At 34.7% G+C, this 18768-nt stretch carries 14 protein-coding genes and 1 tRNA gene; 13 read left to right on the top strand and 2 right to left on the bottom strand.

The window, feature by feature from the left end:
* Window positions 1-972: a PorP/SprF family type IX secretion system membrane protein gene (locus tag D778_RS00650; RefSeq protein ID WP_007646680.1), complete on the top strand. Its 972-nt coding sequence runs from the start codon at window positions 1-3 to the stop codon at window positions 970-972.
* Window positions 973-1005: 33 nt separating this feature from the next.
* On the opposite strand, the gene D778_RS00645 is transcribed toward D778_RS00650, so the two are convergent.
* Together D778_RS00645 and D778_RS00640 are read right to left on the bottom strand one after the other, a co-directional pair.
* Entirely contained in the window at window positions 1006-1875 is an 870-nt protein-coding gene (locus D778_RS00645; RefSeq protein ID WP_155949850.1) for a transporter, read from the bottom strand.
* Window positions 1876-2090: 215 nt separating this feature from the next.
* Window positions 2091-2175, bottom strand: a tRNA-Ser gene (locus D778_RS00640).
* Between the two features lie 182 nt (window positions 2176-2357).
* Here D778_RS00640 and D778_RS00635 point away from each other — a divergent pair.
* The 12 genes from D778_RS00635 (at window position 2358) to D778_RS00585 (ending at window position 18577) form a co-directional block, all read left to right on the top strand.
* The gene (locus tag D778_RS00635) at window positions 2358-2987 is read left to right on the top strand and encodes an NAD(P)H-dependent oxidoreductase (RefSeq protein WP_040491135.1); all 630 of its coding nucleotides are present in this window, start codon (window positions 2358-2360) and stop codon (window positions 2985-2987) included.
* Window positions 2988-3063: 76 nt separating this feature from the next.
* Window positions 3064-4257: a DegT/DnrJ/EryC1/StrS family aminotransferase gene (locus tag D778_RS00630; RefSeq protein WP_007646677.1), complete on the top strand. Its 1194-nt coding sequence runs from the start codon at window positions 3064-3066 to the stop codon at window positions 4255-4257.
* A 50-nt stretch (window positions 4258-4307) separates the two neighbouring features.
* The gene (locus D778_RS00625; protein ID WP_081602608.1) at window positions 4308-8180 is read left to right on the top strand and encodes a hybrid sensor histidine kinase/response regulator transcription factor; all 3873 of its coding nucleotides are present in this window, start codon (window positions 4308-4310) and stop codon (window positions 8178-8180) included.
* A gap of 109 nt (window positions 8181-8289) precedes the next feature.
* Window positions 8290-8430 carry a hypothetical protein gene (locus tag D778_RS14650; protein WP_007646675.1) on the top strand — a complete coding sequence of 47 codons (141 nt, stop codon included), beginning with the start codon at window positions 8290-8292 and terminating at the stop codon, window positions 8428-8430.
* A 134-nt stretch (window positions 8431-8564) separates the two neighbouring features.
* Entirely contained in the window at window positions 8565-11309 is a 2745-nt protein-coding gene (locus tag D778_RS00620) for a tail fiber domain-containing protein (RefSeq protein ID WP_007646674.1), read from the top strand.
* 48 nt (window positions 11310-11357) lie between these two features.
* Entirely contained in the window at window positions 11358-12326 is a 969-nt protein-coding gene (locus D778_RS00615) for a hypothetical protein (RefSeq protein ID WP_007646673.1), read from the top strand.
* Between the two features lie 480 nt (window positions 12327-12806).
* Window positions 12807-13628: a DUF4412 domain-containing protein gene (locus D778_RS00610; protein ID WP_007646671.1), complete on the top strand. Its 822-nt coding sequence runs from the start codon at window positions 12807-12809 to the stop codon at window positions 13626-13628.
* A gap of 49 nt (window positions 13629-13677) precedes the next feature.
* Window positions 13678-14433 (top strand): hypothetical protein, encoded by a 756-nt coding sequence (locus tag D778_RS00605; RefSeq protein ID WP_155949849.1) that lies wholly within the window; start codon window positions 13678-13680, stop codon window positions 14431-14433.
* Between the two features lie 68 nt (window positions 14434-14501).
* Window positions 14502-15104 (top strand): hypothetical protein, encoded by a 603-nt coding sequence (locus tag D778_RS00600; protein WP_007646669.1) that lies wholly within the window; start codon window positions 14502-14504, stop codon window positions 15102-15104.
* Window positions 15105-15321: 217 nt separating this feature from the next.
* Window positions 15322-16743, top strand: coding sequence for a tail fiber domain-containing protein (locus D778_RS00595; RefSeq protein WP_007646667.1), 1422 nt, complete (start codon window positions 15322-15324; stop codon window positions 16741-16743).
* 1 nt (window position 16744) lies between these two features.
* The gene (locus D778_RS00590) at window positions 16745-17719 is read left to right on the top strand and encodes a hypothetical protein (protein ID WP_007646666.1); all 975 of its coding nucleotides are present in this window, start codon (window positions 16745-16747) and stop codon (window positions 17717-17719) included.
* 30 nt (window positions 17720-17749) lie between these two features.
* Window positions 17750-18577 carry a T9SS type A sorting domain-containing protein gene (locus tag D778_RS00585; protein ID WP_007646664.1) on the top strand — a complete coding sequence of 276 codons (828 nt, stop codon included), beginning with the start codon at window positions 17750-17752 and terminating at the stop codon, window positions 18575-18577.
* Window positions 18578-18768: the final 191 nt, after the last annotated feature.

Genomic DNA, 18768 nt, shown 5'->3' with positions numbered 1-18768 from the left:
ATGAAAAAACTAATTATATATTCTCTTTTCTTAATCTTAGCACAAAGTTACGGTCAAGAGTTGAATTTGCCTGTATATACGCAATATTTAGCCGATAATCCCTTTGTGATTTCTCCTACTTATGCTGGAATTGGCGATAATTTAAAGATTCGGGCCAATGGTTTAACCCAATGGGTTGGCATCAAGGATGCACCAGACAATCAGTCCTTATATGCCGATTTTAGAATTGCCGACCGATCAGGTGTAGGAATTTCATTGTATAATGATAAAAACGGATACACGCTTCAAAAGGGTTTGAAGGTGTCTTTTGCGCACCATCTTATTTTGGATTATTACTCGAAGCAGTATTTGTCCTTCGGAATTTCATATAACCTAAACAGTTTCAGAATAGATATTGATGAATTTAGACCAACATATGAAACACCTATCATCGATCCACGTGTTACAGACGATAGGTCCATATCCAACAACAACTTTGATGTAGGTGTTTTGTATAGAAATAAAGGATTTTATTTCAGTTTAAATGCAAATAATATTTTACCAAAAGACATAGACGATTATGTTGGGATAGAACCCGATTTGCTGTTAAACTACCAAGTGTATACAGGAATAACACTTCAAAGCAAATTAAATAAAAAACTGGAATTTGAACCTTCTGTATTTTTTCAATACTTTGATAGCGACAATCGTTCCAGTACCGATATCAATATTAAAGTTAGAAAGTACGATAGGCGAGAGGACTATTTTTGGGGAGGGATCTCTTATCGTTTCTTAAACGACCAATTTTTCGATCCTTTGAATCTTGGCCCCATGGCAGGTATTAAAAAGTCCAACTTCTATTTTGCCTATTCGTATCAAATCACCATTAATGACCTAATAGGTTACAATTCAGGAACGCATATGATAACTATAGGCTTGGACTTTCTACAAGGTATAAGCAACTGTCCGTGTACACAAACACCAGTTCACTAAAATTACATGATAAAAGGGAAGAAAAATTATGTATTAAAATAAAGTTGACCAACCAAACACAAATCCGTTGGTATTTGCTCCAACCTCTTTAAAAGTGATGGTTGTGGCATAAGCGATTTTTATGGAGTGTTTTTTAGAAATGGGCATACCAGCTGAGAGACCTCCAATAAAGTTACCACGTTCATCGTCTTTAGGTTGCCTGTTTACTATGGAGTTGCCTCCTTGACCATAACCAAAACTTAAGGACGACCAGATACGGTGTTTAAATTGTTTGTTAAGGTGTGTTTGCATGGCAAATAGTGGTTTTTGTTTTTTGGTCTTATCAATATAAAAATCGTTGTTATTGGTATAGAAAAAGACTGAACTTGTCAATTCAAAAGACCAGGAGCCCCAATTGTGAACAAATCCAATTTGAGGACGAATAACAAAACAATTGGCACCTATGTTCAGTAATTTATCACCATCATATTGACCCAATGGGACGCTAAGGGCTATGGAGGCTCCAACAGTAGTGTAAACAGGGTTGGCTTTCATGTACTCCTGCATTTCTTTAAGGGTCATGGCCTTCGGACCAATAAAATTCAAGGACAAACGTAGTCTTGGGTCGGCAAATCCTTGTCGTTTTACAGATTTTGGTTCACCCACCAACAAACCTTCCCACTGGGCAAAACTATAAGGAATCAAAACATCAATTCGTGCTTGCTTGTTTCCTATTTTAAAGGGTCTTACATACTGTAACGCGATTGAATTTACAGTAACAGTAGTGTTTTCTGCCTGCAATAGAGGGTCAAAGTCAATATCGCCAAAAACATGACTAAGGCCTACGCCAACCACGTTGGTTCCTAAAGGCATCGAGGTCCAACGTCTAGGTTCTATATCTTGTGAATGACTGTAAGAGCTCACAATACATAGTAATACTATACTAAATTTACGAAATAGGTTAAGAGTACTTAAATGATGTTTCATATGAAATTTCTACCTATCAAAAGTAAATAAAGTTTTAACAATGACAATTAGAAAAAGAACTCCTAACGTAAATCTTTATAAAAACTGGTGAGTATAATTATAGTTGTAAAATTAATAAACCCTTGTAATTTCTTGAATTACAAGGGTTTTTGCGGAGAAAGAGGGATTCGAACCCCCGGAGGTGTGACCCTCAACAGTTTTCAAGACTGCCGCATTCGACCACTCTGCCATTTCTCCTTGAGTGTCTCATTAGGTATTCCCTAATTGCGGGTGCAAATATAGAATCCTTTTTTGATTCTTTCAAATAAATAAACTGAAAATTTCCAAAGATTTTTTTAATCAAAATGAATATTTTGATTATCCGTTAGTTGAAACAAATTGCAAGTATTACTTTTGTTGTTCTTATTATAGTAAAGAAAATGGATATTATACATCAACTGCAATGGCGATATGCTACTAAATCGTTTAATAAAACGAAATATATTTCACAAGAAAAATTAGAAGTGTTATACCAAGCATTTAATTTGACGGCCACATCTTATGGCTTGCAACCCATAAAACTGGTGGTGCTTCATAATAAAGAGTTACAGGCAGATTTGGTTCAACATTCCATGAATCAAAAACAAATTGCACAAGCTTCCCATGTGTTGGTGTTTTGTATTGAAACAAATATTGATGAAGCATTTGTAACAGAGTATTTCAATAGGGTTCATGCCATTAGGAATACTTCAAAATCCATTTTAAAGCCTTTTCAAGATTTTTTAATTTCCGATTTTGAAAACAAAACTTTATTTAAAATTGAAGCCTGGGCAACAAATCAAGCTTATTTAGCCATGGGAAACCTTCTTACCGTTTGCGCATTGGAAGGGATTGATTCCTGTCCCATGGAAGGTTTTGATTCCAATGCCTATGATGACATATTGGGATTAAAAAAACAAGGATTAAAATCTGTGTTGCTATTGCCAATTGGTTATCGTGCCGATGATGATATGTTTGCCGATTTTAAAAAAGTACGTAAATCCATTACAGAAAGTATTATAGAACTGTAATGTTTTAAAAAGTGAAAATTGTAGGTACAGAGGTCAACCTCTGTATTAAATTGTAATTTTATATAAAAATAATATTATGCCAGGATTTGAATTATTTGGAGATAAGGAACGTAAAGAATTAAATGATGTTTTAGAAAACGGCGTTCTAATGCGTTATGGCTTTGATGGCATGCGTAATGGCCATTGGAAGGCCAAGGAACTTGAAAGTGAGCTGGAAACCGTATTAGAGGTTAAACATGCGCAGTTGGTGTCCAGTGGTACAGCAGCTGTGTCTGTTGCATTGGCAAGTGCAGGCATTGGAGCAGGCGATGAGGTGATTATGCCAAGCTTTACCTTTGTGGCAAGTTTTGAGGCCATTATGATGCTAGGTGCCATTCCTGTTCTGGTTGATATAGATGATACTTTAACTATGGATCCTCAAGCAGTTAAAGCTGCCATAACTTCAAAAACCAAAGCAGTTATGCCAGTTCATATGTGTGGAAGTATGGCAAATTTAGAGGCTTTGCAAGCTATTTGTAAAAAACATAATCTTATTTTAATTGAAGATTCTTCGCAAGCAACAGGAGCTACTTATAAAGGAAAACCTTTAGGCAGTATTGGCGATTTAGGCTGTTTGTCTTTAGATTTTGTAAAGATTATTACAGCTGGAGAAGGTGGCGCAGTCTTAACAAATAATGAAGCATATTATAGGCATGCAGATCATTATTCAGATCATGGTCACGATCATGTTGGTAAGGATCGAGGCGCAGAAACCCATCCGTTTTTAGGTTATAATTTTAGAATATCTGAGCTTCATGCAGCTGTTGGTTTGGCACAATTAAGACGTTTGGATGAATTTGTGACCATTCAAAAGAAAAATTATACCATACTAAGGGAAGCCCTGTCTGAGATTCCAGAAGTCACTTTCAGAACCGTTCCAGAAGGAGGAGAAGAAAGTTATTCGTTTTTAAGCTTCTTTTTACCGGATTTAGAAACAGCAAGAAAAGCATCGTCAGCTTTTAAAGACCATGGTGTGGATGCCTGTTTTCACTACTATGATAACAACTGGCATTATATTAGAAAGTGGGAGCATTTAAAAGAACTAAAGTCTTTGTACCCAATTTCCAATGAAGTTAAAGAAGGGTTAAAATATCTTCAAACAAAAACATTTGACCAATCAGATCATTATATAGCTAGAAACATCTCGTGTTTGATTAAACTTTCATGGACCGAGGCAGAAGTGAAAGCACGTGCTGAAAAAATGGTCAAAGCAATAACTGCAGTTTTATAATAAGGTTATCAAAACATTTTTAGTAACTTTAAGTAACGAATCCATTATTAATGATATACTTAAGGCTACTTTTATTTTGTTTGTTTCCCTGGATGGTCTTTTCGCAAGCACCAAAAGTTTCAAATGCCATTGATTTTCTTAGATTAAACCCCATAGAAGGGGAATTGGATAATCAATACATATCTTCTATTATGCAGGATAGGGAAGGTTTTATTTGGGTTGGAACACAAGATGGCCTTTATAAATTTTTTGAAACAAATACAAAATCATACCATTACAATCCACAAAAGCACAAATCCCTTCCGGCAAACTGGGTTCGTGCCATGGTTCAAGACAGTGAAGGTATTTTTTGGATAGGCACACAAGGTGAAGGATTGATACGTTTTGATCAGGATACCGAAGAGTTTGAAAAAATTGATCTTATTGAAGGAGACACTGCTTTAAAAGGAATGATTATTTACGATTTGTTTATTACATCCAAGGATGTGTTATGGATTGAATCTGAAAACGCGCTTTATAGAAAAACAATGTCTGGACCTGTTGAAAAAGTCAATGATCTTGGTGGCAATATTTTTATAAATGAAACCAGTAATGGACAAATAGTTTTAGCTTTTAACAATAGCATTTATGTGTATCATGAGTCTTTAAAAGAATTGGAGCCTGTTTATCAAGCAGAAAATATAAATAAGATGTTTCAAACAGGAACATCCAATTTTATACTAAAAATGAATGATGCCTTGTACACCTATACACTTGGGCAATCTCCAATATTACTTGAAACACCCGAAATAATTTATGGCATTTCCAATATGGTGAACCACACCATGTTTTTATTGGGAAAAACCTATATGTACGAATATCATGTTTTAAACCAGACCTTTAAAAAATTAGAAATGCCACCAGACTTAAACCATGTTTTAGGGGTTTTACAAGCGCTTTTTGTGGATCGTCAAGGGACTTTATGGATCGGCACCAATAACGGACTTTATAAAGAAAGCATAGCTGGGCGCTTATTTAAACATGTGATTCCCGTTCACGCCAGACGAATAATTCCAGATGATGAAAAGTTGTTTATAGTGGGAAAGGATGGTCTGTTTGAGTACGAAATGGAAACCAATACATTAAAAAACCTGATTCCCATAAGAATGTTTTCGGCCGTGAAAACAAGTCATGGTATTTGGACTGCTGGCTTAACAAATAAGTTATACCAATTAGATGCTCAAGGTATGATTAAAACCCATGAAATACCTAGCGATAATAAAAATCTGTTTAAAATTTACGGCATTGTTCAGGATAAAAATGAATTTTTGTGGGTGAGTTCTTGGGAAGGATTGCATTTGGTAAATTTAAAAGGGGAAGTGCTAAGTAATTTTACTTTTAAAAATGAAAATGGCCCTTATGAATTAAAGGGATTACAATTAAAAATAGATAAAAACGATAATCTATGGATCATTACCGTTGGGAATGGTATTTACAAAATCCCAGAAATATCTAAGGTCAGTTCTAACGAAAAACCATTTGATTATGAGCAATTCACCAAGGAAAATCCTAAAAAGAACACCTTAAATACAAACACAGCCTATGAAATTTTTGAGGCTGATACTGGCGAAATTTGGTTTGGTATGGATAGTGGTATCAACATCTACAATCCAGAAAGTCGCAGCTTTAGAAGCTTTAAAATAGGCAATGATTTTTTTGATAAAAAAACAATGGCCATAAATTCCAATGCTCCAGGGATTTATTGGATTAGTACCATTAGGAATGGCATTTATGTTTACGATGCCACTAAAGATCGCCTTATTAACTTTAATGCATCAGATGGTTTGGTCTCCAATGCTTGCTTGTTTACGTCGCGTTTATTTTATAAAAATGAATTTTATTTTGGAACAGAAAAAGGCATACAAGTAATTGCCCCAAAGGGGTTTAAATTTCCTGAAGTTCATACAAAACCTGTGATTACAGAGGTGGACCTATATTCCAAAACTTCCAAATCCGATACAAAATTTGAAATAGATAAGAAAAATATAAAGCATACAGACCATTTTGATGTACATCCCGATCAATCTTATTTTACGATACATTTTGCAACCAATGATTATAGCTTTCCTAAAAAATTAAACTATTACTACAAACTTAACAACGAAAATAGTTTGTGGCACGAAGCAGAAAGCAACTTTGTGAGCTTTACAAATTTGGAATCTGGCAATTATACTTTTTATGTAAAGTCTGCCTATAACATTCTTGATGACACGCCTATAGCCTCCAAGCAATTCACCATAAATGCACCTTGGTACAAAAAGACCATGGCTTATGTAGCTTACGGATTAATTTTTACTGCCATTATTTTTTCATTTTATGTTTTGAAGCTTAACCAGAATATGGCGTTAAATAAATTGAAAGCAGCCAAGGCACTGGACGAATTTAAAACCAAGCTGTACACCAATATTTCACATGAATTTCGAACACCTCTAACACTAATCTCAGGACCTATAGATAACCAATTGGCCAAATCAGACTTATCTAAAACCGATAAGAAAGAACTGACCTTAGTAAAACAAAACGCTAATAGATTGCTCAATCTGGTAGACCAGATGTTGGATCTTTCCATGATAGATTCTGGGCAAATAAAGCTTAAAGTAGCTCAAGGGAACTTAGCTGTTTTATTGAAACAAATTATAAGTGCCTTTCAATATAAGGCCAAAGAAAAAAATATAGAAATCAGTTTTCACATTCATGATTTAAAAACCGTTTGGTTTGATAAGGATATTATAGAAAAGGTAAGTTCCAACCTGCTTTCAAATGCTATAAAATACGCTCCAAAAAACAGTAAGATAATCTTTGAAGCCATGAACCAGAAGGACATGTTGGTCATGTCCATTATAAACAATAGCAAGCAGGTTGGAAAAGAAGATTTAACCAAGTTGTTTCAGCGTTTTTATCAAAACAATGAATTGTCTGATGGTGTTGGTGTGGGATTGGCTTTGGTTCGTGATTTGGTTTCGCTTTCTAAGGGAACCATTATTGCCAACAATTTGGATGCAAATAGAATACAATTTACGGTTACACTTCCTATAAGTAAAGAGGCTTTTAATGAAAGCGAATTATTGGCTCACGCTATCTCAAAAAAACAGGATTTGGACTTAGATTCCGTGTTTGCAAAAACACATACAGAAAAACCCAGTATACTCATTGTGGAAGACGAACCAGATATACGTGCGTTCATAGTTTCAATGTTTTTAGATAGTTATCAGGTTATGGAAGCAGCAAATGGTAAAATAGGTATTGAAAAAGCCAAGAAGCAGCTTCCGGATTTGATTATAAGTGATATTATGATGCCAGAACAGGACGGAATGGCATTGTGCCACGAGATAAAAACCAATGAACTTACCAGTCATATTCCTGTAATACTTCTTACTGCTAAAGTAGGAGAAGTCAATGAGATACAAGGAATTAAAACAGGAGCAGATGCCTACGTTACAAAACCGTTTAGTAGCGAGAAATTAAAAGTTAGGGTTGAAAAACTGATTGAAAGTCGCTTAAAACTTCAAAAGCATTTTAGTAGTACCTTAACAATAAATCCCGAATTGGCAATTACGTCCACCGAAACCGAATTTTTAAAAAGACTTCAAACAACTTTGGATAAGCACATTACAAACCCAGATTTTAACAGCGAAGCTTTAGGGAAACACATGCAAATAAGTCGTACCCAACTTCACAGGAAACTAAAGGCCATAACAGGTATGACCACCAGCGAGTTTTTAAGGTCCCAGCGCTTAAAATTATCTTTAGAGCTGTTAAAAAAATCCGATGCTACTATGGCAGAAATTGCCTATCAGGTTGGGTTTAATTCCCCTTCTTATTTCAATAAGTGCTTTAAGGAAATCTATGGTTGCACACCTCAAGATTACTCTCTAAATCCTTAGAAAACAGAATTTCACAACATCTGGAACATATCTTATATCCTTTGAAACATATTTGTTATCGAAGCAGGATCCCTGTATCTAAATTTGAGTCTCTCTAAAGGAATAACTTATGAAACAAAACAAGCCTTTTTCAAAAAAGAGTATTGATGATAAGATATATATATCCATAGATCATCTTAAAAAAGGCGTTTACCAATTACATATTTTATTGAATAATAAGGTGGTTAAGTCCGTAGTGATTGAAAAATAAAAGGCTTTAAAATGCTAATAGGAAGTTAACTTTTTTAAAGTTCAACCATAAAGTAAAAACTATCATTTAGAAACATATACAAAATGGTTTTAAATAGTTAAAAATTAATCTAACCCACACATTAAAAGACATTTATGAAAACCAAATACTTATTTCTAATCATATTTATAAATACATGTTTTGCACTTGCCCAAAACGGCATCAACTACAAAGCTTTAATAAAAGACAACTCTGGCAATGTAGTTGCCAATCAAAATATTACAGTACAATTTACAATATTGCAAGGTGCTGTAAATGTATATCAAGAAACACATAATCCAACTACTGATGCCAATGGCATTATCATAGTAAATATTGGAGAAGGCACTGTATATAGTGGTGATTACAACACGATTAATTGGGAAATTGACGCCCATTTTTTAAACGTTTTAATAGATACAGGCTCTGGTTTAACAGATATGGGAACCACCCAATTTATGGCAGTACCTTATGCTTTAAGTGCAGCAAATGTATCTGGACTTGAAGCTTTAGATGAAGGGAATGGTGTTGGTTATCGTTTAAAAGACTCCAATCCCATTTATTATGGTAATATAGGAGATAGAGCTGTTGATTTAAGTTATGGAGGTGATACAGGATATGATGCTGGTCAAGGTGCTGTTGGAACAGGCTCTGTAGCTATGGGACAATACACTACTGCAAATGTTGGTTCTGTAGCTATGGGATATGGATCTTCAGCAACAGGACAATATGCAACGGCTATGGGAAGCAATACCATTGCTTCAGGTCCATTTTCGGTTGCTATGGGTGAAGCATCAACAGCATCGGGAATTTCAGCTACAGCAATGGGCTATAATACAGCAGCATCAGGACAAGCCGCTACAGCTATGGGTTTTGAAACCGAAGCATCAGGAGAAAACAGTACCGCTTTAGGAAATGCCACAAATGCTATTGGCGAAAATTCATTGGCAGCAGGCGAACTTACACTGGCTATAGGTAAAACATCAACAGCTATAGGAAATGGCATCAATGCCAATGGATTACTAACTACAGCAATAGGTCGTTTTAATCTTGGAGGAGGAGACCCAACAACTTGGGTAGACACTGATCCTCTTTTTGAAATTGGAAATGGAACAGGATTTGGAGATAAATCTAATGCCTTAACCGTTTTAAAAAATGGAACGATTACGGCGCCTAGTTACGATATATCTGAAATTACAGATGACAAAGCCTTAATTACGAAAGAGTTTGCAGATGCTAATTATTCTGGAGGCGGTTCTGGAGCAACACCAACTGGTCTTGAAGCTCTAGATGAAGGCAATGGAATAGGTTGGAGATTGATAGGAAGCAATTTAGACAATTATGGAAACATTGGATTAAACGCCAAAGATTTAAGTTATAGTGATTTTACTTCTAGTATTTATGGAGCAACAGGTGATTATGCTATTTCCATGGGATATTTAACAACTGCTTCTGGTCTTCGTTCTACTGCAATTGGTTCTGTTACAACTGCTTCTGTGTCAAATTCAACAGCAATGGGATATGGAACTATTGCAGATGACTTAAATAGTCTAGTAATTGGTACATTTAATGATAATATAAACTCAACAACTACTTTATTTCAAGTTGGAAATGGTACAGATATCTCAGATAAATCTAATGCATTTGTAATAGAAAAAAATGGTATCATCACAGCACCAAGTTTTGATATAGCAGAAATAACTGATGCTAAAGCTTTAATCACAAAAGAATATTTAGAAGCCAATAGTTCTTCTGCAACTGGTCTAGAAGCCATTGATGAAGGTAATGGTGTTGGTTGGCGATTAGTAGGAAGTAATCCAGCTAATTATGGTAATATTGGTAGTAATGCTGTAGATTTGAGTTACTCCTTTTATGCTTCAAACACTAACGGAGCATTGGGAGATAATTCATTTTCAATAGGTAATGAACCAAGTGCAATAGGAAATAATTCAATTGCAATGGGAACCTACGCAAATGCTTCAGGATATAATTCTATGGCGTTCGGGTTTAGTTCTGATGCTATTGGAGAAAACTCTGTAGCTTTGGGACTATTTGCTAATGCTTCAGCAAGTAACTCTATAGCAATTGGATATGGTACCATAGCAGATGACAACAATTCTACTGTAATAGGTAACTGGAATGACGCTACTATTTCATCTCAGACTTTGTTTCAGGTAGGAAATGGTACTGGTTCAGCAAATCGAAGTAATGCCTTAACCGTTTTGAAAAATGGTAATACAGGAATAGGAACTACATCACCTGCAGTTAAATTGCATATAGATGGTACAAATGATGCCAATTTAGCTGATGGAACAGGACTTTTAGTAATTGGTAAAGAAAATAATTTCAATTTAGTGTTTGATGAAAATGAAATATCGGCACGTTATAATGGATCAAGCACAGCTCTTCTTTTACAGCAGCATGGAGGGAATGTAGCAGTTGGAGGTACTGTAGTGCATAGTTCAGACCGACGCCTTAAAAAAGACATTGAAGATTTAAATTATGGCTTAAGCGAAATTTTAGCACTTTCTCCCAAAGCTTATAACTGGAAAAATAGAGAACAAGATTATAAATCTATGGGCTTAATAGCTCAAGAAGTTCAGAGTGTGATTAAAGAACTTGTTCATACTGCTGATGACGAGAATAAAACCTTAAGCGTGAGTTATACGGAGTTAATTCCAGTTTTAATAAAAGCTATACAAGAGCAACAAGTTATTATTGAAAGCCAAAAACTAACCATTTCAGCTCAAGAACAAACCAATACAGAACAATCAGACCTATTGCAGGTGCTTTTAGATAGAGTAGAGGCTTTAGAAAAAAACACGGTGTTACTTTCAAAACAAGTATTAGCTAAAAATTGAAAATTTTTAAATCATTATATTTATAGATACTAAGAAACCTCTAATAATATGAAAGCAAACAATTTAAAAATCTGGACATTACTGTTAATGACGCTTTTATTTTTTAATTGTAAAAATGAAAAGAAAACCGAATTAACAGAAGAAACAATAGTAGAAGAAGTGATAGAAGTTATTGAAGAACCATCTAATGTTATAGATATTGTTACTAGAAGTATGGAATTTCAAAGTGTAGATACTATCCCTTCAGGATGGAATACCTTTAAATACCAAAACTTATCTAACGAAACTCATTTCTTTTTAATGGATAAATACCCAGAAGGCAAAACAGTAGAGCATACCTTAACAGATGTTGCTCCAGTGTTTGCTGAAGGTATGGATTTAATTAACGAAGGTAAATCAGAAGAAGGTTTTGCTGCCTTTGGGAAATTACCAGAATGGTTTGGAGATATTATTTTTTCTGGTGGTTCAGGGTTAATTGCACCAAAACATACTGCTGTTACTACCATAAAATTAGATCCAGGGTATTATATTATGGAATGTTATGTGAAAATGCCTAATGGAAAATTCCATACACTTATGGGAATGGCAAAACCCATATTTGTAACTGATGAAGCTAGTGGTAATACTCCTCCTGAAGCTACTGTTAACATAGCACTTTCAGGTGAAACAGGTATTAGTTATGACAAAGATATTACCAAAGGGAAGCAAATTTTTTCTGTGTATGTGAAAGATCAAAAACAACATGAAAATTTTATGTGGCATGACTTAAATTTAGTAAAACTAGATGCCAATGCTAGTGAAGACGCTTTAGAATCTTGGATGGATTGGTCAGATCCAAAAGGATTAATCACACCAGTTCCAAATGGCGTTACATTTTTAGGTGGTGTTAACGATATGTCAGCTGGTAGTACAGGTTATTTCTATGCCGATTTAGAACCTGGTAAATATGCCTTTATTTCGGAAGTACCTAATACAAAAAGTAAAGGGCTATTTAAAGTTTTTGAAGTGATAGATTAGAAATAAACTTCCTTAAAAAGGTAGGCACATTTCAGAAATTCACCATTAAACAGGGTTTAATACGCTTTCGTATTAAAAGAAACCTAAAGTTGCAAACCTAACGAGTACCTTTTAAAAAACTTACAAACAGACAGGATAAATTCAGCATTCTGTAACATATCTTATATCCTTTGAAACATATTTGTTATTAAGGTAAACTCTCCATTTTTAATTTTAAACATCTTTAAACAATAACAAATGAAACGCTATACCAATAGCCAAAAAACAGATGTAGACACAAAAATATATATAAGTATCGATCATTTAAAAAAGGGTCAATATGAGCTTAGAATTTTGCTGAACAACAAAATCATAAAATCGGTAACCATAATCAAATAGCACCTACAGAAAGATATATCACCATTTTTAAAGTACTGTTTATAAATGTTAACCTTTTTCAATTTAAAACCATAAAAGTAAAAACAATAAAAATTATTAATCATGAAATTATTAGTAACAACAAGCTTTTTTATACTAATTGTGTTTAATGCACAAGCACAAATTTTTGAACGACTGGCAGATAAGGCTACCAATGCTGCAGAACGTACTGTGGAACGTAAAGTGGAGCAAAAATCGCAAAAAGAAACCGAAAAGGCCTTTGATTCGGTATTTAACAATGGAGGAAATAAAAAATCCAAATCATCCAAAAAAAGCAAAACAACTTCAGAAGACAAGGCGCCAGAGAGTGTCTATAGTTTTTCGCATAAATACGTGATGCAAATGGAAAGTGATAAATACAATACCACTTTCACCTATTTTCTGGCCAAGGATGAAAATTATTTTGGGAATACCATAGAAAATGCAAGTACCATGTTCAATGTCATGGATTTGGACAAAAAAACCATGTACATGTTTACTGAAGCAGGAGGAAAAAAAATGCTCATGTCCACGTCTTTGGACGTAAACGATTTTGTAGATGACCAGGAATCTTCCAATAACGATGTAAAAATTGAGAAAACCAATAATACCAAAGTTATATTGAATTATATCTGCAGGGAGTATAAAATATCCAGTGAAGACTACAATGGAAGCGTTTGGGTAACCAAAGAAGCCGATATTACTTTCCCTAAAGCGTTTTACAATATTGACGATAAAAAAAATCAGGCCAATCAGGAATGGATGAAACAAGTAGATGGTTTAATGATGGAAATGACCATGACAGTTACCACAAAGAAAAAACCTGAAACCTTGAAAATGACTTGTGTTGCTCTAGAAGAAACCAACTTTTCCATCAACTCAAAAGATTATAAAAAATTTATGTAGAACACATGAATATTAAAATAATATGAAAACCAATTTAAATACACACATCATGAAAACTTTTAAAAAATATATTAAAACAATGCTGCTTTTTACTGTTCTAATAACTGTATCTGTGTCTTGTAGCTCAGATTCTTTGGAACCAGATAACAATCCACCACAACCAACCTATCCTTTGGACGATTTACAAGGTAACTGGATCCGTATTGGTGGTAACAATCCAACCAATAATGGGATGAAAATCAATGTAAACAATGATGCTGGTACTATTACCGACGCACAACAATCCAATTTTATGATAGGAGACATTAAATGGAAAGATATTGTGGGTCAAGGCTCAGGAAACTATACACATCAAGAATTGGGAAGTGATTACAACTACTATCCAGCAGCTATTAGTTTAGGTGTGGATGATACCTTGCGAGTTGATGTAAATAATTCTGGAGCAGGAAATATCCAAAAATGGGTTCGTGAATCCCATTACACACCACAATCAGTATATCTTCAAGTTTTACAAGGTAGTTGGATTCGCGTAGGAGGAAACAATCCCGTAAACAATGACATTGTTATTGATGTGACCGATGAAACAGGAACCATCTCAGATCCTGCATTGTCTGGCTTTAATATTGGAGATATTAAATGGAAAGATATTTATGCCCTAGATGGTAATAGTTTCATTTACGAAGAATTGGGCAGTGACGATAACTATTATCCTGCTACCATGGAATTAGGGGTTTCAGATACCTTAAGAATCGATGTCAATAACAGTGGTACAGGGAACATCCAAAAATGGGTAAGACATAATTAATATCTCGATGACTTTGCAAACTTTCAAACCCTTCAATTTTAAAAACAAAAACGCTTAAATAATCTATTATGAAAACAATTAAATTATTATTCAAACCTATGCTTATTGCAATTTTATTAATAACCCACACATCTTGTTCCAGTGATGATAATCCTATAGATGAAAACCCAAATCCACCAACAGATTCGCATTTCTATGAACTTAGTTTTACGGGAGGAGCTACAGATGGAGAAACTTTAACAGGAAATCTTCCAATAGGTTATGGGAATAGTGGTGTTGTGGCAATTAGAAGCGTATCCACAAATGGACAAGGTGAAACTGAAGACACCATTATTTTAACTTTAACGGATGAAATTCAAACACCAAATCTTAATTTGGCTATGGGGTTGACCATGAACAACAATCAGGCTTTGGGCTTTGGTCCCAACGTAAATGAAACGAATTCAGGAATGACAATTACATATGGTAATTATGTTATGAACAGTTTATCTGGTAGCTCCACCATAACCGATTATGGAGAGCAAACGGTTTATACAGGAGTAACTTATGCTCATTTTAAAATAACTTTTACTGCAGACATGCAAGTTGGGTATACCAACCAAACAGACACCTTTACTACCCAGGTTACAGGTACCATTATTGTAAGAAAGCCTATATTCAATTCATTATAACCATAATAAACGATTAAGATGCTATAAAACTAATAGCAAAACCCTCTAAACCCCATTTCAATACAGCTTAAGCCTAAATAGTTACATATGTTATATAGTATGTTACAATAGTGATATGTTGTGTGTTGAAACCCGATTAGATTTGAAAAACAAATACTTGATAATTAAAATGTTAACCTTATTATGGATACAACCATTAATATTAAAACATAAGCTAATGAAAACAAAGTACACATTTATATTATTCATGCTGCTGAGTATGATAACTTATGCACAAAATGGCATCAATTATAAGGCAGTCATAAAAGATAACCTAGGCAATGTGGTTGCCAATGACCTTATCGCCATACAGTTTAGCATCTTACAAGGTGCAAGTCAAACCAATGTCTATGAAGAAACGCATACACCAACAACCGATTCCAATGGTATCATTATGGTTAACATAGGCGAAGGCACAGCAGTAAGTGGCGATTACAGTACTATTGATTGGGGAAGCGATTCACATTTTTTGAATGTAAAGGTAAATACAGGTGGCGGACTTGTAGATATGGGAACCACCGAATTTAAAACGGTCCCTTATGCCTTGACGGCAAAAAGTATTGAAAACCCTTTATGGATTAAAAATGGCTTAGATGTTAGCTATATGGAAGGTGGTGTTGGAATTGGAACCAGTACGCCTGAAAATAAACTCCATGTAGTTGGTGATTTATTTGTTCAATCCAATATAGGAGGACTAATTTTGGGCTATCCAAATAATGGCAATCAATGGAAGTTTGCAACTACTGGAAGTGGTTCAGACTTACTATTCAGGTCCAAAGCAGATGGTTCAAGTTCACAAAGCACAAGACTAAAACTCTTGCAGAATGGAAATATTGTTATGGCAGAAACAGAAGGCAAAGTAGGTGTTGGAATTTCCAATCCAGCAAATCCTTTCTCGATTCTACAAACGTCTGGAGTTGAAAATACGGTTCGAATTGAAAGTCTAGACCACCAATTAGGTAAAGATTTGCTGGAATTGCAAATCCCTTCAAATGCAAGTTCAGCATCGCAATTTATTGAAATGCAAAAAGGGACTGAAATTGTAGCAGCAATTAACGGAGATGGTTCTGCAAATTTCAACAAGATAGGTGTTGATGGTAACCCTAATGGGAAACTACATATTTTTCAAAATGGTCAATCCGTAGGAACAGGACTTCGTTTTGATGATGGACTCAATTCCAATTGGGATATTACACACGGATATTCCTTACGGTTTCATTATGGAACCACTTTAAAAGGATATATTTTAGCTAACACAGGCGCGTACACAATAAGCTCTGATGTTAGCTTAAAAAAAGACATACAAAGTATGCCTACTACCTTAGATCGTGTAAAACAATTAAAACCTTCAACCTATGTTTATAAAGATGATATTACCAACACAAAAGCCATTGGTTTTATAGCCCAAGAAGTAAAATCTCTTTTTCCGGAATTGGTGCATTTCTCGGAAGCAGATGAATTATACGGGATTGATTACGCTGGGTTTAGTGTTGTTGCCATAAAAGCCATACAGGAACAACAGCATGAAATTGAGAACTTAAAAGTGCAAGTTAATGAGTTAAAGGATTTGATAGAGACCTTACTTAAAAAACAACAATAATATGAAAACAAAAGGTTCATTTTTAACAGCACTATTTATCAGTTTTTTATGTAGTGCCCAAAGCATCGAAAAATTCAGTATCGATAGTGGAGGCACAAATACAACTTCTGGAGGTATAAACATTCTTTATACCATAGGCGAAGTGAATGTTCAAGAATTAAATACTGGAAACATTAAAATTTCCGAAGGGTTTATCAATAGTAATATGAAAATAAAAATAGACCCTAAACTCTTTTTGCAAGGCCCACTTTTAAATCCAGTTTCAGCAGGACTTATGAACGATGATCTTAGGCAAAATGCCTACATTCCAACAACCAGTCCGTATCCTGATGCAGCCACTTGCAATGCGTCTGTATTTAACGTGGTAGGATCTAACGCCATTGTGGATTGGGTTTGGATAGAATTACGTGCTGCCAATGACAATCAAAAATTGATAAACGCAAAATCGGCTTTACTTCAACGTGATGGTGATGTGGTAGCTTTGGATGGTTTTTCAAATGTAATCATGACAGCAGCTCCAACCACTTATTATGTAGTTGTGAAACACAGAAACCATTTGGGAGCCATGAGCGCAGCTACCATTGCTTTAAATGAAACTTCCCCAACAGTTGTTGATTTTACAAATTCAGGCTTTTCAACTTATGGTTTAAATGCCCAAGTTGTTTTGGGGTCTGGAGTTACAGCCTTATGGACAGGAAATACCAATAATACAAATTATATAAGGTTTTCAGGAGCCAACAATGATTCGAATGCCATAAAGGATTACATTTTATCTGATCCTGCCAATGGTTTTGGTTCGGTAACATTTTCATCAACAGGATATTTAAATACAGATTTAAACCTAAATGGGATTGCTAAGTTTTCTGGTTCTGGAAACGATAGTAACCTTATAAAGGACAATGTGCTAGCGCATCCATCCAATGGTTTTGGCACACCAACATTTACCATTCAAGCTACAGTTCCACCACAAAATTAATCGTAATATAAACTCTTAAAACCAGTACCCATGAAAACAAAATACACCTTTATTCTATTTTTATTTGCAAGCCTGTGCACTATGGCTCAAGGCTATCAGTTCGGGATTGTGCACCTAACAGGAAACCAATTTAAAATGATTGCCGTACCTGATTTCGATTCAGATGCTTATGGTCCAAATGCCAATACAGATGTATCTGATGTTGGGTTTACCTTAGTATTGCCATCAGGACCATCGCATATAATCAATTTGGTAAGTTTCTTTCCAAGCAGAACGTTCGACCTGTACGATTATGATGCTGCTTTTATAGCTGGTTTGGGATATGTAGGGTTTGATATTGATGTCTTTCAATTTAACATGCCTCCAGGCCAAACTATTTTACAGCATACAGCAGGAGTGCCAATAGATTTGGTGAGTTTTGAGGTAACCAATCCAGGAGCTGAAACCCTGTTTATTATGCCTAACGATCATCCTTTAAATGTACAGGCTGGAAACATTTTCGAGAGTTTCTATAATTCTGATATTGATGGCCCAGGAAATGGAAATGGCACTTTAAATTTCTATACTGGAAATATTCCAGGGATGGAAAGCTTTAATTTAGAAACCCTTTCAGTACCAACTCAAGTTTTAAACGAGTCGACTATATCTGTTTACCCAAACCCAGCCTCAGATTATTTATATGTTTCAACCAAAAACCAGGTTATCTCTGTTGAGATGTTTGATATATTGGGAAAAAAAGTTTCACAGGTTTTAAATGGTAACCAAATACCTATCAGTAATTTACAGTCAGGAATATATCTTGTAAAAGTTTATACCGATAAGGGACATATTACAAAGAAAATAGTCATAGACCCATAAAAGATGCTATTAATCGATGTTAAAGGGATTTGGGATTATTTTTTATTCTCATTCCCTTTTTTTTATTAAATTACTTCACCAAAGCTCTTCATCTTTAAGTCCATACCTATTTTAGTTATGTAAATGCTGTTGCCAAATACTCATATTTAGGAAACAAATTTATATTAAAATAACGTATTTGTATGTATTCA

It is taken from the genome of Xanthomarina gelatinilytica, assembly GCF_000348685.1.
GTDB classification, from domain to species: domain Bacteria; phylum Bacteroidota; class Bacteroidia; order Flavobacteriales; family Flavobacteriaceae; genus Xanthomarina; species Xanthomarina gelatinilytica.
This window is presented reverse-complemented; position numbering and strand designations above follow the sequence as displayed.